The organism is Pseudomonas sp. UW4, assembly GCF_000316175.1.
Classification (GTDB): domain Bacteria; phylum Pseudomonadota; class Gammaproteobacteria; order Pseudomonadales; family Pseudomonadaceae; genus Aquipseudomonas; species Aquipseudomonas laurylsulfatiphila.
On sequence record NC_019670.1, the window covers coordinates 3,763,011 to 3,786,379 of the forward strand.

19 protein-coding genes and 1 pseudogene are annotated in these 23,369 nt (G+C 62.3%); 13 read left to right on the forward strand and 7 right to left on the reverse strand.

The window, feature by feature from the left end:
- Positions 1-161: 161 nt before the first annotated feature.
- Positions 162-278, forward strand: a pseudogene (locus PPUTUW4_RS30335) (metal ABC transporter ATP-binding protein); the annotation flags it as partial.
- On the opposite strand, the gene PPUTUW4_RS16315 reads toward PPUTUW4_RS30335, so the two are convergent.
- Complete coding sequence (locus PPUTUW4_RS16315; RefSeq protein ID WP_015095682.1) at positions 277-1,350, reverse strand: diguanylate cyclase; 1,074 nt, start codon at positions 1,348-1,350, stop codon at positions 277-279. The pseudogene PPUTUW4_RS30335 and the gene PPUTUW4_RS16315 overlap by 2 nt on opposite strands.
- A 198-nt stretch (positions 1,351-1,548) precedes the next feature.
- Here PPUTUW4_RS16315 and PPUTUW4_RS16320 point away from each other — a divergent pair, with 198 nt between their 5' ends.
- The 4 genes from PPUTUW4_RS16320 (at position 1,549) to PPUTUW4_RS29490 (ending at position 6,135) form a co-directional block, all read left to right on the forward strand.
- Entirely contained in the window at positions 1,549-3,003 is a 1,455-nt protein-coding gene (locus PPUTUW4_RS16320) for an NAD(P)/FAD-dependent oxidoreductase (RefSeq protein WP_015095683.1), read from the forward strand.
- 22 nt (positions 3,004-3,025) lie between these two features.
- A complete protein-coding gene (locus PPUTUW4_RS16325; RefSeq protein WP_015095684.1) occupies positions 3,026-3,982 on the forward strand; it encodes an alpha/beta fold hydrolase in 957 nt (318 codons plus the stop codon).
- 120 nt (positions 3,983-4,102) lie between these two features.
- Positions 4,103-5,533 carry a VOC family protein gene (locus tag PPUTUW4_RS16330; protein WP_015095685.1) on the forward strand — a complete coding sequence of 477 codons (1,431 nt, stop codon included), beginning with the start codon at positions 4,103-4,105 and terminating at the stop codon, positions 5,531-5,533.
- Between the two features lie 362 nt (positions 5,534-5,895).
- Positions 5,896-6,135, forward strand: coding sequence for a hypothetical protein (locus PPUTUW4_RS29490; RefSeq protein ID WP_041474899.1), 240 nt, complete (start codon positions 5,896-5,898; stop codon positions 6,133-6,135).
- A gap of 102 nt (positions 6,136-6,237) precedes the next feature.
- Here PPUTUW4_RS29490 and PPUTUW4_RS16345 read toward each other — a convergent pair whose 3' ends face one another.
- From PPUTUW4_RS16345 to PPUTUW4_RS16360, 4 genes are all read right to left on the reverse strand, one after another.
- A complete protein-coding gene (locus tag PPUTUW4_RS16345) occupies positions 6,238-6,816 on the reverse strand; it encodes a hypothetical protein (protein WP_015095687.1) in 579 nt (192 codons plus the stop codon).
- A 117-nt stretch (positions 6,817-6,933) separates the two neighbouring features.
- Positions 6,934-8,016 (reverse strand): lipocalin-like domain-containing protein, encoded by a 1,083-nt coding sequence (locus PPUTUW4_RS16350; RefSeq protein ID WP_015095688.1) that lies wholly within the window; start codon positions 8,014-8,016, stop codon positions 6,934-6,936.
- Positions 8,006-10,477 (reverse strand): ABC transporter permease, encoded by a 2,472-nt coding sequence (locus PPUTUW4_RS16355; protein WP_015095689.1) that lies wholly within the window; start codon positions 10,475-10,477, stop codon positions 8,006-8,008. The genes PPUTUW4_RS16350 and PPUTUW4_RS16355 overlap by 11 nt, the downstream gene beginning before the upstream one ends.
- A 1-nt stretch (position 10,478) precedes the next feature.
- On the reverse strand, positions 10,479-11,147 hold the full coding sequence (locus tag PPUTUW4_RS16360) for an ABC transporter ATP-binding protein (RefSeq protein ID WP_015095690.1): 669 nt from the start codon (positions 11,145-11,147) through the stop codon (positions 10,479-10,481).
- A gap of 137 nt (positions 11,148-11,284) precedes the next feature.
- On the opposite strand from PPUTUW4_RS16360, the gene PPUTUW4_RS16365 reads away from it, so the two are divergent.
- Complete coding sequence (locus PPUTUW4_RS16365) at positions 11,285-13,258, forward strand: alkyl sulfatase dimerization domain-containing protein (RefSeq protein WP_015095691.1); 1,974 nt, start codon at positions 11,285-11,287, stop codon at positions 13,256-13,258.
- 120 nt (positions 13,259-13,378) lie between these two features.
- Here PPUTUW4_RS16365 and PPUTUW4_RS16370 read toward each other — a convergent pair whose 3' ends face one another.
- The gene (locus PPUTUW4_RS16370; RefSeq protein ID WP_015095692.1) at positions 13,379-13,675 is read right to left on the reverse strand and encodes a DUF1330 domain-containing protein; all 297 of its coding nucleotides are present in this window, start codon (positions 13,673-13,675) and stop codon (positions 13,379-13,381) included.
- A 70-nt stretch (positions 13,676-13,745) separates the two neighbouring features.
- Between PPUTUW4_RS16370 and ribBA the strand changes: the two genes are divergently transcribed.
- From ribBA to PPUTUW4_RS16400, 6 genes are all read left to right on the forward strand, one after another.
- Entirely contained in the window at positions 13,746-14,855 is a 1,110-nt protein-coding gene (ribBA, locus tag PPUTUW4_RS16375; protein ID WP_015095693.1) for a bifunctional 3,4-dihydroxy-2-butanone-4-phosphate synthase/GTP cyclohydrolase II, read from the forward strand.
- A gap of 304 nt (positions 14,856-15,159) precedes the next feature.
- On the forward strand, positions 15,160-16,185 hold the full coding sequence (locus PPUTUW4_RS16380) for an extracellular solute-binding protein (RefSeq protein WP_015095694.1): 1,026 nt from the start codon (positions 15,160-15,162) through the stop codon (positions 16,183-16,185).
- Positions 16,182-17,126: an ABC transporter permease gene (locus PPUTUW4_RS16385; protein ID WP_015095695.1), complete on the forward strand. Its 945-nt coding sequence runs from the start codon at positions 16,182-16,184 to the stop codon at positions 17,124-17,126. The genes PPUTUW4_RS16380 and PPUTUW4_RS16385 overlap by 4 nt, the downstream gene beginning before the upstream one ends.
- A 6-nt stretch (positions 17,127-17,132) precedes the next feature.
- Positions 17,133-17,942 (forward strand): ABC transporter permease, encoded by an 810-nt coding sequence (locus tag PPUTUW4_RS16390; RefSeq protein ID WP_007976227.1) that lies wholly within the window; start codon positions 17,133-17,135, stop codon positions 17,940-17,942.
- A 16-nt stretch (positions 17,943-17,958) separates the two neighbouring features.
- Complete coding sequence (locus tag PPUTUW4_RS16395) at positions 17,959-19,113, forward strand: ABC transporter ATP-binding protein (RefSeq protein WP_015095696.1); 1,155 nt, start codon at positions 17,959-17,961, stop codon at positions 19,111-19,113.
- Positions 19,114-19,501: 388 nt separating this feature from the next.
- Complete coding sequence (locus PPUTUW4_RS16400; protein ID WP_015095697.1) at positions 19,502-21,217, forward strand: amidase; 1,716 nt, start codon at positions 19,502-19,504, stop codon at positions 21,215-21,217.
- Between the two features lie 255 nt (positions 21,218-21,472).
- Here the strand turns inward: PPUTUW4_RS16400 and PPUTUW4_RS16405 are convergent, their stop codons facing one another.
- Positions 21,473-22,471: a bile acid:sodium symporter family protein gene (locus PPUTUW4_RS16405; protein WP_015095698.1), complete on the reverse strand. Its 999-nt coding sequence runs from the start codon at positions 22,469-22,471 to the stop codon at positions 21,473-21,475.
- Between the two features lie 84 nt (positions 22,472-22,555).
- Between PPUTUW4_RS16405 and PPUTUW4_RS16410 the strand changes: the two genes are divergently transcribed.
- Positions 22,556-23,344 carry a helix-turn-helix transcriptional regulator gene (locus tag PPUTUW4_RS16410; RefSeq protein WP_015095699.1) on the forward strand — a complete coding sequence of 263 codons (789 nt, stop codon included), beginning with the start codon at positions 22,556-22,558 and terminating at the stop codon, positions 23,342-23,344.
- Positions 23,345-23,369: the final 25 nt, after the last annotated feature.

Below are 23,369 nucleotides of genomic sequence, written 5' to 3' on the forward strand. Positions count from 1 at the left end.
CCACAGTGGATCTGCGGTGAACACATCATTTGCATCCACCCGTGATCATTTGTGGGAGCGAGCCTGCTCGCGAAGAGGCCATCACAGCCAACATCCATGCCGCCTGACACTCCGCCTTCGCGGGCAAGCCCGCTCCCACAGCTGATTTTTGTTGAACACAAATTTTGTATTCACCCCAGATCCTTGTGGGAGCGAGCCTGCTCGCGAAGAGGCCATCACAGCCAACATCCCCGCTGCCTGACACTCCGCCATCGCGGGCAAGCCCGCTCCCACAGGTCACGCCGAGTCGAGCAGTTCGCGATGGGGTTTGCCATTGCCGCAACAGATCACGCGGTTACGCCCGGTGGTCTTGGCTTCGTACAGTGCATGATCGGCGTCGTTGAGCCAAAGCGTGGCATCGGTGTGCGTCGGGTCGAATGACGCCAGGCCAATGCTCAGGCTGACTTTCAGCGCCGGACTCTGCTCGTAGCCCAAGGTGGCGAAGCGATCACGCAGGGCATCCATGACCATGGCAGCGCGGTTCAGGGGCAGGTCCGGAAGGATCACGCAGAACTCGTCACCGCCGTAGCGCCCGGCCACATCGGTCGCTCGCAGGTTCTGCTTGAGCATTTTGCTCAACTGACGCAGGACGATGTCACCGGCAACATGGCCGTAGGTGTCGTTGATGGCCTTGAAATGGTCGATGTCGATCAGGGCAATCGCCCCGCCTTTTTGCTGGCGTTTGCAGCGCTGGAACTCGACTTCCAGCTGGTCCTTCCAGGTGCCATGGTTGAACAGGCCCGTCAGGCTGTCGGTGCGGCTCAGTGCCAGCAGTTCACGCTTCTGGCGGCCGAGGGTATGGGCCTGGCGGAAGCAGATCCAGCCCAGCGCCAACGGATACAGGCACAGCAAGGGCAAACAGGCATAGAGCTGCAGCGGGCTGGTCGCTGGAATGAACGCCGGGGCGAAAATCTGCAAACCGACTCCAATGCCCAGCACTTGCGCGGCCGTCCCGGCCAGCAGGAAGCGCATGCCGCCGATGGCCACGTTGTTCATGGCCATCATGGAAATGGTGGTCGCGCTGGGCAGTGGATTGAAATGCATCGCGGCAATCCAGAAGCCGCCGAGAAAGGCATCGATCAGCAGATTGCGGTGTTCGGCGTGATAAGGCTTTCTGGCCCGACGCGCCCATTGATAAGCCACGTGCGGCCAGACCAGGCCATTGAACCACATGAACCCCCAGACCCAAGGCGCCGGATCGAGTGGATACATCGCCGCGCTCACGCACACCAATCCCAGGGCCACCCCCAGGATTCGCGATGTATAGAGCCTCCTGGCCAATGAGAAACCCTTTCCTCCCGCTTTTTCCATAAGGCCTCTGTGCCACTCGACGAAATGCGATAACAGCCTGTGCCTGTGCGCTGGAGTCTATCAGGGCGAGATTAAATAGCCATCACCGGCTGGCGGGCTGAATATCGCGACATCACCCTCACATAAAAGCAAAAGCCTCACCCCAGAAACGGCTATACATGAAAGAAGGGGTTGATCAATGACCATAAGAGGAGGCCCATGCAGACCTTTCAAGTATTGATCATCGGCAGCGGGTTTGGCGGCCAATGTGCAGCAATCAATTTGCTCAAGGCCGGCATCGACGATTTTCGCCTGCTGGAGCGGCGGGATTTCTTCGGCGGCACCTGGTGCCAGAACACCTACCCCGGCGCGGCCGTCGACGTGCCTTCGCCGCTGTATTCGTTGTCTTTCGCGCCCTATCGCTGGACGCAGATGTTCGCCGAACAGGCCGAGCTGCATCGCTACACCCGCCACGTGGTGGAACACTTCGGCCTGCGCGACAAGGTGGAACTGGACGCGAATGTCGAACGCATCGAATGGGACGACACCAGCAAGCGCTGGACCGTCTACACCGCCGGCAAGGGCACGTATTGCGCGCAGTTCCTGATCAACGCGACCGGGCCGCTGAGCCAACCGGTGGTGCCGCGCTTCAAGGGACAGGAGCGTTTTCAAGGTAAATCGTTTCACACCAACAACTGGGATCACGGCTACGACTATCGGCAAAAACGCGTGGCCATCGTCGGCAGCGGCGCCAGTGCGGCCCAGGTGATACCGGCCATCGCCCCGGACGTGGGGCACTTGCATGTGTTCCAGCGCACGCCCCACTGGGTGTTGCCCCGGGCCGACCGCCGCTTTGGCCGTTTCCAGCGCTGGCTGCTGGGGCTCAAGCCGGCCTACAAACTGCTGCGCTGGGGGATCTACTGGCAGTTCGAAACCCGGGTGATTGCCTTCAAGTATTCGAAGCCGGCGATACACATGGTCCAGCGCCAGGCCCTGCGTTTTCTCAAACGCCAGGTGCCGGACGCCAAACTGCGGCGTCAACTGACCCCGGACTACACCATTGGCTGCAAACGGGTGATCCTGTCCAGCACGCTGTACCCGGCACTGGCGCGGCGCAACGTGACGCTGCATAGCCGCGAGCAAGGCATCGCCGCCATCGACGAAACCGGCATCGTCACCCTGGATGGCCAGCACATCGACCTGGACCTGATCGTCTGGTCCACCGGTTACGACGCCACCGACGGGGTGATTTCCTACCCGGTCACGGGAAAAAACGGCACCCGCCTCAAGGAGGTCTGGGCGCAATACCCTCGGGCCTACCTCGGCACCGCCCTGCCCGACTTTCCCAACCTGTTTATCGTCACCGGGCCGAACACCGGGATCGGCCACACCTCGGCGCTGTTCATCATCGAATCGCAGATGAATTACATCCTCGACTGCATTCGCACCTTGCAGGCTCAAGGTTTACGCAGCATCGAAGTTCGCCATGAGGCGGAACGTACCTACACTGAAATGATCCACCGGGAAATGGAACGTACCGTGTGGAAGTCCGGTGGTTGCCACAGTTGGTATCAAAGCAAGAGCGGTCATGTGATTGCGATGTTTCCGGGGTTCAGTTTCAGCTTTCATCGCTTGACCCGAGCGCTGAAACCCGCCGATCACATTTTGTCCTGAGCTGATAGAAGGGAGACGCGTGATGCTTTTGTTGTTCGTGGTTCTCGCAGTGTTCGTCGCCTGGAGCTGGCTGACCTACCCGGCCATCGGCTACTGGCTCTATGACCTGAGCATGGCGGCCGAGGCCAAGCTGTACCGGCTGCACAAGATCGTCGTGCCCATCCCCGAGATGACCGTCTCGACCTGGCAAGGCGGGCCGTACGAAGCCACCAGCAGTGTGCTGATGCTCCATGGCTTCAGCGCCGACAAGAACCTCTGGCTGCGTTTCGCCCGGCACTTTGTCGGCAGCCACCGGGTGATCATCCCGGACATCGCCGGCCATGGCGAAACCGGCTTCAAGGCCGGCGGCGGCTACGACATCCCGCTGCAGGCCAAGCGCATGATCCAGCTGCTGGACGTGTGCGGCGTCGAGAAAGTCCATGTCATCGGCAACTCCATGGGTGGCTACATGGCGGCATGGCTCGCGGCCAATTACCCGGAGCGCATTGTGTCCCTGGCCCTGATCGACCCGGCCGGGGTCACCTCGCCCGAGCCCAGTGACCTGGAGCGGCATTTGGCCAAGGGCCACAACCCGTTTCTGATTCATTCGCGGGAAGAATTCCGGCGTTTCTACGCCATGACCATGGCGTCCCCGCCCTGGGTGCCGAAGCTCGTGCTCGATGCCGTGGCCCAGCGCTATGAACAGTCCCGCGAGGAGCTGGAAGAAATCTTCCGCGATTTCCGCGCCAGCCCGCCGATGGAGCCCCGCCTGCCCGACATCAGCGTCCCGGCGCTGTTGCTGTGGGGGCGCAAGGACCGGCTGATCGACGTCAGCAGCGTGGCGGTCTGGAGCAAGGGCATCGCCGACCTGCGCGTGCATATCTGGGACGCCATCGGGCACATGCCCATGGTGGAAGCGCCCTCAGGTTCGGCGCGCCTGTATCGGGATTTTTTGGCATCACTGCGCTCGGAGAGTCCACAGGATCAACGACTCCACTAGGTTTGTAGTCGTTTACAGTCCTTTGCAGAATGAAGTTCGTCAGAAACTTCGTTTGTCGGCGTCGCTGAAGGCTGCGATCTTTTGCCCATCCTTTACGTCACCGCGCCAGGAATCCTGTTCATGAACCACCCGAACTTCGTCAGCCCTGACCTGATCCGCCAACGCTTCTCCAAAGCGATGTCCGACATGTACCGCGAGGAAGTGCCGTTGTACGGCGCGTTGATGGAACTGGTGGAGCAGACCAACCGTCACGTGCTGCAAAGCGATCCGCAGATCCTGCAGCAGCTCACCAGCACCGGCGAAATCGAGCGCCTGGACCTGGAGCGCCATGGGGCGATCCGCGTCGGTACGGCCGATGAGCTGGCGACCCTCGCCCGCCTGTTCGCGGTGATGGGTATGCAACCGGTGGGTTACTACGACCTGACACCGGCCGGCGTACCGGTGCATTCCACGGCGTTTCGCGCAGTGCATGAAGCGTCCTTGCAGATCAGCCCGTTCCGGGTATTCACTTCGCTGCTGCGCCTGGAGTTGATCGAAGACCTGGAACTGCGAGCGTTCGCCCAGTCGATGCTCGACCGGCGCTCGATCTTCACCGCCAAAGCCCTCACGCTCATCGAGCGTGCCGAATCCGAGGGTGGCCTGACCGAACCGCAAGCCCTGGAATTCGTCGAACAGGCCCTGGAAACCTTCCGCTGGCACCACAGCGCCACCGTCACCGCCGAGCAGTATCAGAAACTCAGCGCCCAGCATCGGCTGATCGCCGACGTGGTGGCGTTCAAGGGCCCGCACATCAACCACCTGACGCCACGGACCCTGGACATCGACATCGTCCAGGCGCAAATGCCCGCCCACGGCATTACCCCCAAAGCGGTGATCGAAGGTCCGCCCCGCCGCCAGTGTCCGATCCTGCTGCGCCAGACCAGTTTCAAGGCCCTCGACGAGCCGATTGCCTTCACCGATCAGAACGAAGCTCGCGGCAGCCACAGTGCCCGTTTCGGCGAGATCGAACAGCGCGGTGCCGCCCTCACGCCAAAAGGCCGCGCACTGTACGACCGCTTGCTCAATGCCGCGCGGGACGAACTCAAGGACTTCCCCAACGAAGCCAACGCCGCGCGCTATAACGCCCTGATGGCGCAGCATTTCAGCGAGTTTCCCGACACCTGGGAAGGCATGCGCCAACAGGGCCTGGCTTACTTCCGCTACTTTGTGACGGAAAAAGGCCTGGCGGCGGGCAACCTGAAAAATACCGCCCTGGAAGACCTGCTCGGCAGCGGTTACCTGCGAGTTGAACCGTTGGTGTACGAAGACTTCCTGCCGGTCAGCGCGGCGGGGATTTTTCAGTCAAACCTGGGGGACGCGGCGCAAACCCGTTACGGCGTGCACTCCAATCAGCAGGCGTTCGAAAAGGCCCTGGGGCGTTCGACGATCGATGAGTTGGCGTTGTATGCCGAGAGCCAGCGGCGCTCGATCGAACAGTGTTTCGCGGCGTTGGCCGATGTTGTTCAAGCCAATGAAAAAGGCTCTTCACGCAATTTCGGGCAACACCGATAACGCAATACCTGTAGGAGCCAGCCTGCTGGCGATGGACTCCAATGCGCCGCGTTCATCCAGTCCAAACGCGTTATCGTTAACGACCATCGCAGGCAAGCCAGCTCCCACAAGGGACCGCGCCCACGCTGAAACTGTAGGAGCCAGCCTGCTGGCGATGGACTCCAGTGCGCCGCGTTCATCCAGTCCAAACGCGTAATCGTTAACGACCATCGCTGGCAAGCCAGCTCCCACAAGGGACCGCGCCCACGCTGAAACTGTAGGAGCCAGCCTGCTGGCGATGGACTCCAGTGCGCCGCGTTCATCCAGTTCACCCGCGTTATCGTTAACGACCATCGCAGGCAAGCCAGCTCCCACAAGGGACCATGCCCACGCTGCAACTCCAAACAAAAACGGGCGACCCGCAGGTCGCCCGTTTTTTTATATCCGAAACTTTCAATACAACCAATAAAGTGTTCGCCCAGTGCGATGGCCTCGGCAATCCATGCACTGGTAAAGAGCCGTACACTGGGCGAACGGAAAGCATTTTAGTAGATGAGAATCAATATGTCCGCACTGCAAAGATGAAATTTATCGACACAATGTTTAAGGAAATGTCGACTTGAATACGATGCTGCACAGCGCTTTAAACGCGCCAGTTAAACGCTATGAGCTGATTATTCCTGTACAAGACTTTTACAAAAACAATCAGCCCATATAACTCAATCTCAATGCTTGCTGGTCACCGTCAATATGTCGGTGTAAACCACGTTTACGCTTTGTCCCACTTTCAAATCCTTGAGTTTGGCCTGGACTTCAGGTCGCTTGACGTCAACCGTCTTGGACTTGCCTTCCGGGTTTTCAAAAGTCACCTGGTGTTTTTTCAGGTCGATGTGGGTGATTTTCAGCTGCACTTTCACCTGACGGTAAGCTTCGCCGCCGGGGTTGTCGCTACCGGGTGCTGCGCGCACTTCGCCAGTGACTTCGGCAGTGCCCGGCAGGCCTTTGTCGACATCGGTGTCGAGGAAGGCGGCAACGGCGCTGGTCACACTGATGTCAACCTTGTCGCCGACCTTGAGGTTGTCGAGGTTTTTCGCCTTTTCGGTCAGTTGCACAGGGAATTCATTACCCTGCGGGCCTTTGAGGACCACGATACGGTTTGCGGTATCGACCGAAACGACCTGGGTGGCAACCTGATCGACCACCACAACTTCGGACAACGGGAGTTCGGCGGCAACCGCACCGAAACTGGCGGCAGACAACAAGGTTGCGAGGGTGATGGCTTTGGTCAGTGCGTGGCGTTTCATAGGCAGAACTTTCCCTGTGATGAATGACAACAGACGGCGTTGACGCAAAGCGCAATGCCATGTGTGCGATGAGCATAGACGCTGTTCAGCGAGTGGTCGCAGCAGGCCGCTGATTTTCTAATACCCGGTCATTTCCAGATAGCCGTTCCCTGCATGACTGCCACTGAGGCGCACCGGGCCTTCCCAATACGGTATGCGCAAATCCATCCACGCCTGGGGATTGAGCGCGGTGATGGTGATATCGAGGTGTCTGGAGGGGATTTTGATCGACCAGCGCACGGGCATCTCGCGCCCGGCCACGCTGGCCCTGTCTTGCGGTGTGAGGCTGATGTCGCTGGCGTGCAGCAACTGTGTCTGCCCCCGGGCGTCGATCCAGGTGCCAGTGAGGTAAGGCTCGCCGTCCTTTTGCCGCATGCGATACAGCATCACCTGCTCGCCGCTGTCCAGGTGCAGGGAGAACCAGTCCCAACCGCTCTGGTTGGCCGTCAGGGGCTGGCTGCTCCACTCACGGTCGAGCCAGGCCGGGCCACTGACCTGAAAGGTCTGGCCGTCGATTTCCAGGGTGCCGCTGGCCTGGAAAAACGGCTGGCTGTAGTAGTAAGAGGCCTGACCCTGTTCGGATTTCTGGCTGAACCCCTTGTCCCCTTGCAGCACCAGCGGCCCTGTCGAGATCAACCGCAGCCGGTAGCTGAAACGCTTGTCGCGGGCGCTGAGCAGCAGGTCGGCCAACGGATCGTCGGCTGGCGCCTGGCTGCTCATCTGCCAGTCGTCGATCCATGCATTGAACGGCGCAACGCTGACACCGGCCTGACCGATGCCGCCACGGGCATAGCGCTCAGCCGCGTGATGCACCGTCGCCGACGTCACCGCCGCGTGACCGAGCCAGATCGTCTGATTCTGCCAGCCGGCTATATCAGGGGTGGCTTTCAAGGCACTGCGGAACAGCGTCCATTGCGCGCCGAACTCATGCCCCTGAGCGTCCTTCAGATTGGCGGTGATGTACCACCATTCGATGCGAAAGCCATCGTGCGGGCCGTGATCCGCCGGGAAGCTGAACACCCGGCCGGGCACCACCTTGGTAAATGCAGCGGCCTGGTTGCCCAGCCCGGCAAACCCCTTTTCTACCGGCGCCGGTTGATCGCAGCCATTCAACAGCAGCACCAGCAGCGCCAGGAGCAAGACGTCGAGATTAATTTTCATGGGTAAAGGTGCGCAGCAAGTCCGCCGGTTGCGTGCGGTACAAACGCAACAACGGCCAGGCCGAAGCCAGCAATGTCGCCACCAGCGCCAGGCCCATCAATTGCAACAGTTGCAACGGGAACACCCGCAACGGCAGGCGCCAGCCAAAGGCCTGCACATTGATCACCGTGTCCAGGCACCACGCCAGGGCGATGCCCAACGGCAACGCCAGCACCAGGGTCAGCAGGGCCAGCAACCAGGTTTGCCCGAGGTTTAGCAACATCAGATGCCGGCGCGTCACACCCAGCGCCCACAGCGGCGCCAACTGCCCGAGACGGCTCTGGCTTTGAGTCAACAGGCTGATGAACAGCGCCACGCCGGCCACGCACAACGTCAGGCTATTGAGCGCAGCGGTGGCGGCGAAGGTGCGTTCGAAGACTTGCGTGGACCAGCCCTTGAGCCGCGCCTGATCGACGATGCGGCTGTCGTCCAGGGTAAAACGCGCCTGCAGCGCCGTGACGAACGCCGGGATCGACGCCGGTTCGATGCGCAGGTTGAAGCGGTTCGGTGTCAGTTGCGGCCAGCCGCGCAACAGGTGTCGGATGTTGACCAGAATGTGACCCTTGGGATTGCCGTAGTCGGCGTAGATCCCGACGATCCGTGGCGACCACGGGCCAGTGGGAGTCGGCAGCGTCAGGTGGTCGCCCGGTTGCACGCGCAGGCGCCGGGCCAGTTGTTCGCTGAGCATCACCGCATCGTCCTTGGCCAGTCGTTCCCAAGGATTGTCGCCCAGGGCTTCGAGCAACGGCCAGTGCTGGCGGTAGGTCGGGTGGTCGATGATCCCGGACAGGTCCGTCGGCCAACCCTGCAACTGGATCGACACCTGCCAGTTGGGCAGCACCGCTGCCAGTTGCGGCTGCTGGTCGAGCCAGCTGTGCAGCTCCCTGGCCTGGGCCGGGTTCTGTGGGTTGAGGTAAAGCTCGGCCGTCAGCCGTTGCTCGAGCCAGTCGCTGAAGGTCTGACGAAAGCCTGCGGTCATGCTGCCGGCACCGATATTGGCGGCCATGGCCAACAGCAGCGCCATCAACGCCAGGCTCAACGCCGGAAGTTGCTGGCGGCAATCGGCGACAAACCATTGGCCCAGTACCGAGCGACTGCGCTGTGAAGCGAGACTGAGCAGCGAACTGAGCACCACCGGCAACGCCAGTGCGGCGCCGATCAACAGCGCCGCCATCAGCACGAAGCCACTGACCAGGCTGTCGCCGAAGATCAGCGCCAACAGCGCGATCACCCCGGCCATTGCCGCCACCCAAGCCTGACGTCGCAACCAGCGTGCATGGGCCTGATGCCAAGCCTGCGGGTCGGCCAGCGCCAGCAATGGCAAACGCGCCGCCCGCAGCAGACTGTTGACACCGGCCAGCAACGCGCCGATCAGACTCAGACCGATACCACTGAACCACCATGACAGGCCGAGGTTCAACTGCCCCGCCACTTCGGCACCATACAAGCCACGCAGGCTGGCGGCGACATCCGGCAACAGCACGCCGGCCAGCAGGTAGCCGCTGACCACCCCGGCCACACCGCCGATCAGGGCCAATCCACCCAATTCGACGGTGAGACAGGCGATCAGCATGCGCGCACTCACACCACAGGCACGCAGCGTGCGCAGCAAACCCCGACGTTGCTCCAGCGCCAGCCCGATGGCGGCATGCACGATAAACAGACCAACCACGAACGACAGCACCCCCAGGGCCGCAAGGTTCAGGTGAAAGCTTTCGGTCAGGCGTGTGAGGTTGTTTTCTTCGCCAGCGCTCTTGAGTTGCAGCTGTCTCTGGAAGGCGTGCGGCAGCGGCGCAGTGAAATCCTTCGGTAGCAGCAGTCGCGACAGTTGATCCGGCAACCCGAGAATCTGCTGGGCAAAACCGATGTCCACCAGCAGCACACCGGGCGCCATGTCGGCCTGCACCTGCAGCGGCGGCAGTGCCACGCCCGCCAGGTTCAGTGGCCGGTCACCTTCGCGCAAGCCCAGTGCCTGCAAGGTTTGCAACGATATCCAGGTGCTGCCCGGCGGGCTGAAAAAACCGACCACCTGCTCGATCGCCAAGGCCTGCCCCGCCACCGCCGCGCCCGCCGGCAGCGACACCGGCTCGATGCCCATCAACTGCAGGACGCTGTTCTTCATGCCCCTTGAGCGTGACCCGCCTTGCAGCACCGGTGACACGGGCCACCCCGCGCGGCGCAGATCGACAAACCATTGCTGCGCGAAGGTGCCGCCACCGGGCGCACTGAGACTGGCCTGGGGCTCGCCGCCGATCAACTGACTGGCGCTGGCATAGCTGTCGCGGGCCTGGCTGTTGAGTGCCTGGACGCCGGTCAACAGGCCGGTGGCCAGCCACAACCCGGTCAGCACACTGAAAAACTGCACCGGATGCTGGCGCCAGTGGCTGAGCAGCGCGCGCAGGGTCTGGCCAAAGATGCCCATGTCAGCGCTCGCCCACAGCGGCCAGGCGACCACCGCACAGCAAGGCCTTTTGCGCCAGCCGCGCCGCCACGCCGGGACTGTGGGTGACCATCAGCAGGCTGGTGGGACTGTCGTCGAGCAGTTCCAGCAGCAACTGCAACACCTCGGCGCCGGTGGTTTCATCGAGGCTGCCGGTGGGTTCGTCGGCCAGCAGCAATGGCGGGCGCGACGCCAGCGCCCGGCCCAGCGCGACCCGTTGTTGCTGGCCGCCGGACAGTTGCTCCGGGTAGCGCCGCAGCAGCTCACCCAAGCCCAGGCGCTGCACCAGATGGGCTTGCCAGCGTGGGTCAAGGCGCCCGGCCAGACGCGCCTGAATCGCCAGGTTGTCTTCGACCCGCAGGCTGCCGATCAGGTTGAATTGCTGAAACACCAGGCCGATTTCCGTTCGGCGCCAGCTCGCCAGTTGCCCTTCGTTCATCTGTTCCAGGCGATGCCCGCCACTGCGGATGCTGCCGCGATCGACCTTGTCCAGCCCGGCGATCAGGTGCAGCAAGGTGCTTTTGCCACTGCCCGACTCGCCCATCAGCGCCAGGCTGCTGCCGGGCCTGAGCGTCAGGTCGACGCCTTGCAGCACCGGCAGCGGCCCCTGCGGTGTGGCGTAGCTTTTGAAAACGCCATGGACTTCAAGCATGGGTCAACCTGCTGGGTATGCGTGGCTCAAGGATAGCGGCCCTGAATGTTTTTTGTCCGTTGCCGATGATCGCCCTGCCCGTGCCCCGCCCTACCCTCGAAGCTGGTCTAGCCATAACGATAAAAAACGGAGACGCCATGCCTCGTTTCACCTTGTGCCCTCGCGGGCTGCTCGCTTGCCTGATCACTGCCTGCCTGGCGCAATCGGTGGTCGCCGCCGATGCACCGGTCGCCGCCAGCCCGCAAACCACGGCCAGTAACGCCGCCGTGCTGAAACAACTGCCCTTCACCGATCGCACCGACTACGAGTCTGTCACCAAGGGCTTGATCGCGCCCTTCAAGGGCCAGGTCAAGGACGCCTCGGGCAAGGTCATCTGGGACATCCAGGCCTATGACTTCCTCGCCAAAGACCAGGCCCCGGAGTCGGTCAACCCGAGCCTCTGGCGCCTGGCCCAACTCAGCGCCCATGCCGGTCTGTTCGAAGTCAGCCCTCGGCTGTATCAGGTGCGCGGCCTCGATCTCGCAAACATGACCATCATCGAAGGCGACGACGGGCTGATCATCATCGACCCGTTGACCATGGCCGAAACCGCCAAGGCAGCACTGGAGCTGTACTACCAGAACCGCCCGCACAAACCGGTGGTGGCGGTGATCTACAGCCACACCCACGTTGACCACTTCGGTGGCGTGCGCGGGGTCATCGACGAAGCCGACGTCAAGGCCGGCAAGGTCAAGGTGTTCGCCCCCGCCGGGTTCATGGAACACGTGATGAGCGAGAACGTCTACGCCGGCAACGCCATGAGCCGCCGTGCGCAGTTCCAGTTCGGCAGCCTGCTGCCCCGTGGCGAAAAAGGCCAGGTCGATGCCGGCCTGGGCAAGAGCACGCCGAGCGGCGGCACCGTCACCCTGATCCCGCCCACCGACCTGATCGACAAGGCACTGGAAACCCGCACCATCGCCGGCCTCGAGGTGGAATTCCAGTTGACCCCGGGCACCGAGGCGCCCGCGGAAATGAACCTGTACCTGCCGCAATTGCGTGCCTTGTGCATGGCGGAAAACGCCACGCAAATGATGCACAACATCCTCACCCCACGCGGCGCGCAAGTGCGGGACGCCAAGGCCTGGGCCGAGTACCTGGACGGCAGCCTGGCGCGATACGGCGATAAGAGCGACGTGTTGTTTGCCCAGCACAACTGGCCGACCTGGGGCGGCGAACGCATCCGCACCTTCCTCGCCGACCAGCGCGACATGTACGCCTTCCTCAATGACCGGACCCTGCACCTACTGAACCAGGGCCTGACGCCGCTGGAAATCGCCGACTCGATCAAGAAACTGCCCGGCAGCCTGGACCAGAAGTGGTACACCCGCGGCTACTACGGCTCGCTGAGCTTCAACACCCGTGCGGTGTATCAGCGCTACATGGGTTTCTATGACGGCAACCCGGCCAACCTCAATCCATTGCCACCTGTGGAAACGGCGAAGTACACGGTCGAGGCCATGGGTGGCGAAGCGGCGGTACTGGAGAAAATGCGCGCGGCGATGAACAAGGGTGAGTACCGCTGGGCCGCGCAACTGGGCAATCAATTGCTGTTCGCCAACCCGGACAACGGCGATGCGCGCAAAGCCCAGGCCGAGGCGCTGGAGCAGATGGGCTATCAAAGCGAAAACGCCACCTGGCGCAACATGTACCTGACCGGCGCCATGGAACTGCGCAATGGCGTGCCACCCCATGCCGGCACTTCGGTGTCGGTCGACATGGTGCGGGCGATGAGCCCGCAGATGTTCTTCGACTTCCTGGCAGTGCGCCTGGACAGCGAAAAGGCCGCAGGCCATGACCTGACCCTGAACTGGACCTTCGAGGACCTGAACAAGGACTTCAACCTGACCCTGCGCAACGGCGTGCTGACCCACCGCGCCGGCCTCAATGCCCAGGCGGATGCCAGCGTGACCATGAGCAAGGCCACCCTGGAACAGATCAGCCTCAAGCAACTGGATATCCCCACGGCGATCCAGAAAGGCCTGATCAAGCTGCAAGGCAATGGCAAGAAGCTTGGGGAGTTGATGACCAGCCTCGATACGTTTGCGCCGCAGTTCAATATCGTTACCCCGTAAACACAGATCCCCTGTAGGAGCGAGCTTGCTCGCGATGGAGGCCAACGATGACGCGGGGAACCTGACACCCCGCGTTGCTCTCCGCTTTCTCGCGAGCAAGCTCGCTCCTACAGGGTCAGTTCAGAGCGGCGCCACGCCTTCGACGATGATGACCTCAGCCAAAGCCACTCCCTCACGATACCCCCGCGCCTCCTGATACAACGTCGAGTGATAGCACGCCACCGCCTGCTCGTAGGAATCAAACTCGATCACCACACTGCGCTGCGGCGTCGCCCGACCTTCCATCGCCTCGCTACGCCCTCCCCGCGCCAGAATCCGACCGCCATACAGAGCAAACGCCTGTGGCGCCCGCCGGGTGTATTGGCTGTACTGATCAGAGTCAGTGACATCCACATGAGCAATCCAGTACGCCTTCATAGTGACCTCTCGGTTTATTTTGTATTATGGTATACCACATTACCCATCCCACAAACACTGAGACTCCAGCATGGCCTTCAACAGCATCGAAGAAATCATCGAAGACTACCGCCTCGGCAAAATGGTCCTGCTGGTCGACGATGAAGACCGGGAAAACGAAGGCGACCTGTTGCTGGCCGCCGACTGCTGCACACCCGAGGCAATCAGCTTCATGGCCCGTGAAGCCCGTGGCCTGATCTGCCTGACCTTGACCGACGAACACTGCAAACGCCTGGGCCTGGAGCAAATGGTGCCGAGCAACGGCAGCGTGTTCAGCACCGCGTTTACCGTGTCCATCGAGGCCGCCGTCGGCGTGACCACCGGTATCTCCGCCGCCGATCGTGCCTGCACCGTGGCCGCCGCCGTCGCCGCCAACGCAGGCCCTGCCGACATCGTGCAACCGGGCCACATCTTCCCGCTGCGCGCCCGGGAAGGCGGCGTGCTGACCCGCGCCGGTCATACCGAAGCCGGTTGCGACCTGGCCCGCCTGGCCGGCCATACGCCCGCCTCGGTGATCGTCGAAGTGATGAACGACGACGGCACAATGGCCCGCCGCCCGGACCTGGAAGTGTTCGCGCGCAAGCACGGGATCAAGATCGGCACCATCGCCGACCTGATCCACTACCGCCTGAGCACCGAACACACCATCGTGCGCATCGGTGAACGTGACTTGCCGACGGTGCATGGCACCTTCCGTCTGATCACCTTCGAGGATCGCATCGAAGGCGGTGTCCACATGGCCATGGTCATGGGCGATCTGCGCCGCGATGAGCCGACGCTGGTGCGCGTGCATGTGATCGATCCGTTGCGCGACCTGGTTGGCGCCGAATACAGCGGGCCGACCAACTGGACCTTATGGGCCGCCTTGCAGCGTGTCGCCGCCGAAGGCCATGGCGTGGTGGTGGTGCTGGCCAATCACGAATCCTCCCAGGCGCTTCTGGAACGCGTGCCGCAATTGACCCAGTCGCCCCGGCAGTTCAGCCGTTCGCAGTCGCGGATTTATTCGGAGGTGGGCACCGGCGCGCAGATCCTGCAAAACCTGGGTGTCGGCAAGCTGCGCCATCTCGGTCCGCCGTTGAAATATGCGGGTTTGACCGGGTACGACCTGGAGGTAGTGGAGAGCATTCCATTCACCGAGTGATCCTCGGCTGAATGCAATCCCCTGTGGGAGCGGGCTTGCTCGCGAAAGCGGTATGTCTGACAGAGAGATGTCGACTGACACTCCCTCTTCGCGAGCAAGCCCGCTCCCACAGGGGGAATGCGTCGACACTGAAAAACCACTTTTGGCAGATAGCCGGTACGGCAAAGTGCTTGCACAAAGTTTGGAATACCATAATATGATATTCCATAGACCGGACAGTCAGCACTGACTCGACGGACCTACTGCTCCCGATAGGCGGGCACTCGAAAGCCCCGCTCATAAACACAACAATGAGGGCGTGAAAATGGTGTTGAACAAACGTGCGACCGCGGTTCTTTTTGCGGGACTGCTGAGTGTGACCAGCCAGGCATTGCTGGCGGCTGAAAGCGTCAACTTCGTGAGTTGGGGCGGCAGCACCCAGGATGCGCAGAAGCAGGCCTGGGCCGACCCGTTCAGCAAGGCCAGCGGCATCACCGTGGTGCAGGATGGCCCGACCGACTACGGCAAGCTCAAGGCCATGGTCGAAAGCGGCAACGTGCAATGGGACGTGGTCGATGTCGAAGCCGACTTCGCCCTGCGCGCCGCCGCCGAAGGCTTGCTCGAACCCCTCGATTTCAAAGTCATTGATCGCGACAAGATCGACCCGCGCTTCGTCACCGATCACGGCGTCGGCTCGTTCTTCTTCTCCTTCGTCCTCGGTTACAACGAAGGCAAGCTCGGCGCCAACAAGCCCCAGGACTGGTCCGCGCTGTTCGACACCAAGACCTACCCCGGCAAACGCGCCCTCTACAAATGGCCAAGCCCTGGCGTGCTCGAACTGGCCCTGCTGGCCGACGGTGTAGCGCCAGACAAGCTCTATCCGCTGGACCTGGACCGTGCGTTCAAGAAACTCGACACCATCAAGAAAGACATCGTCTGGTGGGGCGGCGGCGCGCAGTCGCAGCAACTGCTGGCCTCCGGTGAAGCGAGCATGGGCCAGTTCTGGAACGGCCGGATTCATGCCCTGCAGGAAGACGGCGCCCCGGTCGGCGTAAGCTGGAAGCAGAACCTGGTCATGGCCGACATCCTGGTCATTCCCAAGGGTTCGAAAAACAAGGACGCGGCGATGAAGTTCCTGGCCAACGCCAGCAGCGCCAAAGGACAGGCCGACTTCTCCAACCTGACCGCCTACGCCCCGGTCAACGTCGACAGCGTGGCACGCCTGGACTCGGCGCTGGCCCCGAACCTGCCGACGGCCTACGCAAAGGATCAGATCACTCTTGATTTCGCATACTGGGCCAAGAACGGTCCGGCCATTGCGACACGGTGGAACGAATGGCTGGTCAAATGAAAATGACGGCAACCGCGCCTCGTCCTTCCACGGCCTCCGGGAGCGCCATTGGCGCTGCCGGTTCAGCAGTCGGCCAGACCCTTGCAAAGCAACCCTCGCCTTCGCTGAAACAGCGTTGGCGTGGCGCCAGCAACCTGGTCCCCGCCCTGCTGTTTCTCGGCCTGTTCTTTCTCGCGCCGCTAATTGGCCTGCTGCTGCGCGGCGTGCTGGAACCGGTGCCGGGCCTGGGCAACTACGAGCAACTGTTCGCCAACTCGGCCTATGCGCGGGTCCTGCTCAACACCTTCTCGGTGGCGGGCCTGGTGACGCTGTTCAGCCTGTTGCTGGGCTTCCCGCTGGCCTGGGCGATCACCCTGGTGCCCCGAGGCTGGGGGCGCTGGATCCTCAACATCGTGCTGTTGTCGATGTGGACCAGCCTGCTCGCCCGCACCTACTCCTGGCTGGTGTTGCTGCAAGCCTCCGGGGTGATCAACAAGGCGTTGATGGCGATGGGCATCATCGATCAACCACTGGAGATGGTGCACAACCTCACCGGTGTGGTGATCGGCATGAGCTACATCATGATCCCGTTCATCGTGCTGCCGTTGCAGGCGACCATGCAGGCCATCGACCCGATGATCCTGCAGGCCGGTTCGATCTGCGGCGCCAGCCCCTGGACCAACTTCTTCCGGGTGTTCCTGCCGCTGTGCCGGCCGGGGCTGTTCTCCGGCGGTCTGATGGTGTTCGTGATGTCCCTCGGTTACTACGTGACCCCGGCGCTGCTGGGCGGTGCGCAGAACATGATGCTGCCCGAGTTCATCATTCAGCAGGTGCAGTCGTTCCTCAACTGGGGCCTGGCCAGCGCCGGCGCCGCGTTGTTGATCGTGATCACGCTGGTGCTGTTCTACTTCTACCTGAAGCTCCAGCCGGAATCCCCGGTTGGCGCCAGCAACGCGAGGTAAGCCGTCATGCTCCTGACCCCCAATGCCATGAGCCGCCGGATGCGCTTCGGCCTCTATGCCACCACCGGGCTGATCGGTCTGTTCCTGCTGCTGCCGATCGTGTTCATCGTGCTGCTGTCGTTCGGTTCGTCGCAATGGCTGGTGTTCCCGCCGCCGGGCTGGACACTGAAATGGTACGGCCAGTTCTTCTCCAACGCCGACTGGATGAACGCGGCCATGGCCAGCCTCAAGGTCGCGGTGCTGACGACGTTCTTTGCCGTCGCGCTGGGCCTGCCAACCGCGTTCGCCCTGGTGCGCGGTCGCTTTCCTGGCCGGGAAATGCTCTACGGCCTGTTCACCCTGCCGATGATCGTGCCCCTGGTGATCATCGCCGTGGCGGTGTACGCGCTGTTCCTGAAACTGGGCTACACCGGGACCATGTTCGCCTTCGTGGTCAGCCATGTGATCGTGGCATTGCCGTTCACCATCATCTCGATCATCAACTCGCTGAAGCTGTTCGATCAGTCGATCGAGGATGCGGCGGTGATCTGCGGCGCCTCGCGTCTGCAAGCGGTGTTCAAGGTGACCTTCCCGGCGATCCGCCCGGGCATGGTTGCCGGCGCCCTCTTCGCCTTCCTCGTCTCGTGGGATGAAGTGGTGCTGAGCGTGATGATGGCCAGCCCGACCCTGCAAACCCTTCCCGTGAAAATGTGGACCACCCTGCGCCAGGACCTGACGCCCGTGATCGCCGTCGCCTCGACGCTGCTGATCGGCCTCTCGGTACTGGTCATGGTGATCGCCGCCGCTCTGCGCCGGCGCAACGAAATCAGCGCTTGAGCGCCAGGAGTACGACATGAGTGCAGTGATCAAAGATTCCGCGCAGCAAAATGACAAATCCCTGGTCAGCCTGCGCAACCTGAACAAGCACTACGGCGACTTCGCCGCCGTGGACAACATCTCGCTGGACATCAAGGATGGTGAGTTCCTCACCTTCCTCGGCTCCAGCGGCTCGGGCAAAAGCACCACGCTGTCGATGCTCGCCGGCTTCGAAACGCCGAGCAGCGGCGAGATCCTGGTCAACGGCCAGTCGCTGGTCAACGTGCCGCCGCACAAGCGCGACATCGGCATGGTGTTCCAGCGCTACTCGCTGTTCCCGCACCTGTCGGTGCGCGACAACATCGCCTTCCCGCTGACCATCCGCAAACTGGCTGCCGCCGAGCGCGAACGCCGGGTCGATGCGATGCTCAAGCTGGTGCAGCTCGAGCAATTCGCCCATCGCCGTCCTTCGCAACTGTCCGGTGGCCAGCAGCAACGCGTCGCTATCGCCCGCGCACTGGTTTACGAGCCACGCATCCTGCTGATGGACGAACCCCTCGGCGCGCTGGACAAGAAACTGCGCGAAGACTTGCAGGATGAACTGCGCCAGCTGCATCGGCGCCTGGGCATCACCATCGTCTACGTGACCCACGATCAGGAAGAAGCCATGCGCCTGTCCCAGCGCATCGCGATTTTCAGCCACGGCAAGATCGTTGGCCTGGGCAGCGGTTATGACCTGTACCAGAACCCGCCGAACGCCTTTGTCGCCTCGTTCCTGGGCAACTCCAACTTCCTCAAGCTCAAGGCCCAGGGCAATGCGGTGGCGACCTTCGAGGGGCAACCGCTGTCGATCCGACTCACCGCCGGCCTGCAAACCGACCAGGACGTGCTGCTGATGGTGCGCCCGGAAAAAGCCTTGGCCCTGAGCAATGAACAAGCCCTCGCCGAACCGCTGGCCGCCGGCTGGAACGAAGTCTCGGCCAAGGTCGTGGAAGTGTTGTTCCTCGGCGAAAGCCAGACCTGCAGCGTGATCACCGCAGGCGGCACCTCGATGACGGTCAAGGCACTCTCCGCCGCCGGTATGCCGCTCAAGGCCGGCGACCCGGTGCGAGTGCGCTGGGCCACCGCGGATGCCTGCGTCTACACCGAATGGGCCGAAAGCGACCTGAACAAGGCTGCCGGCGCGCACTGATCCATTGGCCTGCGCGCGCGGGCCACTATAATGAGTCACCCTCGGGCCACCACAACGTCGGGTTGTGGTGGCCTTTTTTTGCTCTTCTGTAGGAGCGAGCATGCTCGCGATGGACTTTAACGATGACGCGCAAACTGGATAAACGTGGAGCACTTGAGCCCATCGCCGGCAAGCCGGCTCCTACAGGTTCCAGGGATGGCGTGAAGTCGCCTGTAAGATAAATTGGACAACGGATTCCTAAAATCCCGGTTTAATGCTAAATAGTGCTCAGTATTTTTAACACCTGACCCTGTCGTGCCACACAGTGCAACGAGAATAACGATATGAAAGTCCATTTCGAGAAAAGTGAAGTGTTTGGGACCCTCCACCTGCAAGCGGCGGTGGCAGCATGATCGAAGTCACCGAAGTTTCCATTGCCGAGCTGCGCGCCGCGCTCGAATCCGGCCAGACCACCTCGGTTGAACTGGTCCAGGCCTATCTCGCGCGGATCGACGCCTATGACGGCCCCGAGACGCCCACGGCACTGAACGCGGTGGTGGTGCGCAACCCCGAGGCTCTCGCCGAAGCACAGGCCGCCGACGCCCGTCGCGCCAAGGGTCAGGTGCTGGGTCCGCTGGACGGCATCCCTTACACCGCCAAGGACAGTTATCTGGTCAAGGGCCTCACCGCCGCTTCCGGCAGCCCGGCCTTCAAGGACCTGATCGCCTATCGCGATGCGTTCACCATCGAGCGCCTGCGCGCCGCCGGGGCGATCTGCCTGGGCAAGACCAACATGCCGCCGATGGCCAACGGCGGGATGCAGCGCGGCGTCTACGGCCGTGCCGAGAGCCCGTACAACGCTGACTACCTCACCGCCCCTTTCGCCTCCGGTTCGTCGAACGGTGCCGGCACGGCCACCGCGGCCAGTTTCGCGGCCTTCGGCCTGGCGGAAGAAACCTGGTCGAGTGGTCGCGGCCCGGCCTCGAACAACGGTTTGTGCGCCTACACCCCTTCGCGCGGCGTGATCTCGGTACGCGGCAACTGGCCGCTGACCCCGACCATGGACGTGGTCGTGCCGTTTGCCCGGACCATGGCCGACCTGCTCGAAGTGCTCGACGTGGTGGTGGCCGATGACGCGGATACCCGCGGTGACCTGTGGCGCTTGCAGCCTTGGGTGCCCATTCCGAAATCGTCCGAGGTACGCCCGCAATCCTATGCCGCGCTGGCGGCGAACAGCGAAGCGCTCAAAGGCAAGAAGTTCGGCATTCCGCGCATGTACATCAACGCCGACCCTGAAGCCGGCACCAGCGAAGCGCCGGGCATCGGTGGCCCGACCGGCCAGCGCATCAACACCCGTCCTTCGGTGATCGGTCTGTGGGAACAGGCGCGCAAGGCCCTTGAAGACGCCGGTGCGCAAGTGATCGACGTGGACTTCCCGCTGGTCTCCAATTGCGAAGGCGATCGCCCTGGCGCGCCGACCGTGTTCAATCGCGGCATCGTCTCCAAGGAATTCCTGCACCATGAACTGTGGGACCTGACCGCCTGGGCGTTCGATGACTTCCTGCAGGCCAACGGCGATCCGAAATTGAATCGCCTGGCCGATGTCGACGGCCCGCAGATCTTCCCTCACGACCCGGGCACCCTACCCAACCGTGAGGGCGACCTGGTTGCCGGCATGGACGAATACGTGCGCATGGCCGAGCGCGGCATCACGCCGTGGGACCAGATCAGCACAGTACCCGACGGCCTGCGCGGGCTAGAGAAGACCCGCAAGCTCGATCTGGAAGACTGGATGGATCGCCTGGGCCTCGACGCGGTGCTGTTCCCGACGGTCGCCGATGTAGCGCCGGCGAATGCCGATGTCGATCCGCATTCGGCGGATATCGCCTGGAGCAACGGTATATGGGTCGCCAACGGCAACCTCGCCATCCGCCACCTCGGCGTGCCAACGGTCACCGTGCCGATGGGCGTGATGCCTGACATCGGCATGCCGGTCGGCCTGACCTTTGCCGGGCGCGCCTATGACGACTCGTCACTGCTGCACCTGGCATCGGCGTTCGAGTCCACCGGCAGCAAACGCATGATCCCGCCGCGCACCCCGCCATTGGCGGCTGACAAGCGCTAATGCAGGCGCTGGCTTAGCAAGCTCGCTCCTACAGACGCGGTCTCCTGTAGGAGCGAGCTTGCTCGCGATGGTCGTTAACGATAACGCGTGTGATCTGGATAAACGCGGTCCTTTGTAGGAGCTGGCCTGCCAGCGATGGTCGTTAACGATTACGCGGGTGAACTGGATAAACGCGGCGCACTTGAGTCCATCGCCAGCAGGCTGGCTCCTACAGTCCATCGCCAGCAAGCTGGCTCCTACAGGTTCCCGGGATTTTCAGGGATCGACCTGGGCCATCAGTTGCGGAATCGATTCCGGCCGATTGGCAAAACGCTGCGCCAGCACCGCACAGACCATCAGTTGAATCTGATGGAACAGCATCAACGGCAGGATCAACACGCCAATGGTGCTACCGGCAAACAACACCTGCGCCATCGGCACACCGGTTGCCAGGCTTTTCTTCGAACCGCAAAAGAGAATGGTGATGCGGTCTTCCTGATTGAAGCCGAACGCCTTGCCCAGTACGGTCGAGGCCACCAACACCAGCGCCAGGACCACACAGCACGCCACCACCAGCCCGACCAGGTCCAGCAACGGAATCTGGTGCCAGAGGCCTTCGATCACCGCTTCGCTGAACGCGCCGTAGACCACCAGCAAAATCGAACCCTGATCGACGAACCTCAGCCAACTCTTGTTGCGCGCCACCCAGTTGCCGATCCAGCGCCGCGCGATCTGCCCGGCAATGAACGGCAGCAGCAACTGCACGCTGATCTTGAGGATGGCGTCGAGGGTCGAGCTGCCTTCGCCATGCACATTGAGCAGCAAGGTCACCAGCAAGGGCGTGAGGAAAATCCCGAACAGGCTGGACGCTGCCGCGCTGCAGATTGCCGCCGGGATGTTGCCCCGCGCCAGCGAAGTAAAGGCAATCGCCGACTGCACCGTGGCGGGCAGCGCACACAGGTACAGCATGCCCATGTACAGGTCGTTGCCGATCAGCGGTGACAGCACGGGTTTGAGCGCCAGGCCGAGCAGCGGGAACAGCACGAAGGTCAGGCTGAACACCAGCAAATGCAGGCGCCAGTGCCCGGCACCGGCAATGATCGACTCGCGGGACAGCTTGGCGCCATGCAGGAAAAACAGCAGCGCGATGGCGATGTTGGTCAGCCAGCCAAAACCGACCGCGACCTGGCCGCTGGCAGGCAGCAGGCTGGCGAGCGCGACCACGCCGATCAGGGTCAGGGTGAAGTTATCGGGTAACAAACGGGGGCGAGTCATGGGTTGATCATCCGGGGGTTGCCAGTACGTGAAAGCGACTCTAACGTGACTGGATATTACCGACTAACGCCGATGAGCCCACCGATGCCGCCTAAAGGACATGACAAAAGTATCCGGCGCAGTATTCCCGGGCTGTCCAGCCTGCCTCGACCGCTCTACGGGCGTACCGAATCGCTGCCCAATCGCGCCCTGACCCGGCGCCACAGCCACCCGTGGGTGCAGTTGTCCTATGCGATCCAGGGCGTGCTCGAAATCCAGACCGGCATCGGGCGCTTCGTCGCCCCGCCGGAGCGTGCGGTGTGGATTCCGGCGGGCATGCCGCACCGGGTGTTCAGTTCGCCGCGCACGGAAATGCGCAGCCTGTACATCGATTGCAGCGTCTCGACCTGGGCGCCGCCGGGCTGTCATGTGTTGGCGGTCAGCGATCTGTTGCGCGAGTTGATCCGTGCCTTCAGTCAGATTCCGGTGGAATACGATCAGGACGGAGCGCACGGTCGGTTGGCCCAGGTGATTCTCGATCAGTTGGCTGAGGCCCCCCAGATCGACCTGATGCTGCCGCTGCCCCAGGACAGCCGATTGCGGCAAATCGCTCAAAGCCTGGAGTCGCACCCCGAGCAACAAACCACCCTCAGTCACTGGAGCGACCAGTTCGGCGTCACCGAGAAAACCCTCAGTCGCCTGTTCCTGCGCGACACCGGCCTGACCTTTCGCGCCTGGCGCCAGCGTTTGCGTCTGCTCGGCGCTCTGACACCATTGGAACAGGGTGAGCGAGTGACCGACGTGGCGCTGGCCTGTGGCTACGACTCGACGTCGGCGTTTATTGCGGCGTTTCGTCAGCAGTTTGGTGAAACGCCGGGGGAGTTCTTTCGCTAGGCCTGCACCGTACAACCTGTGTGAG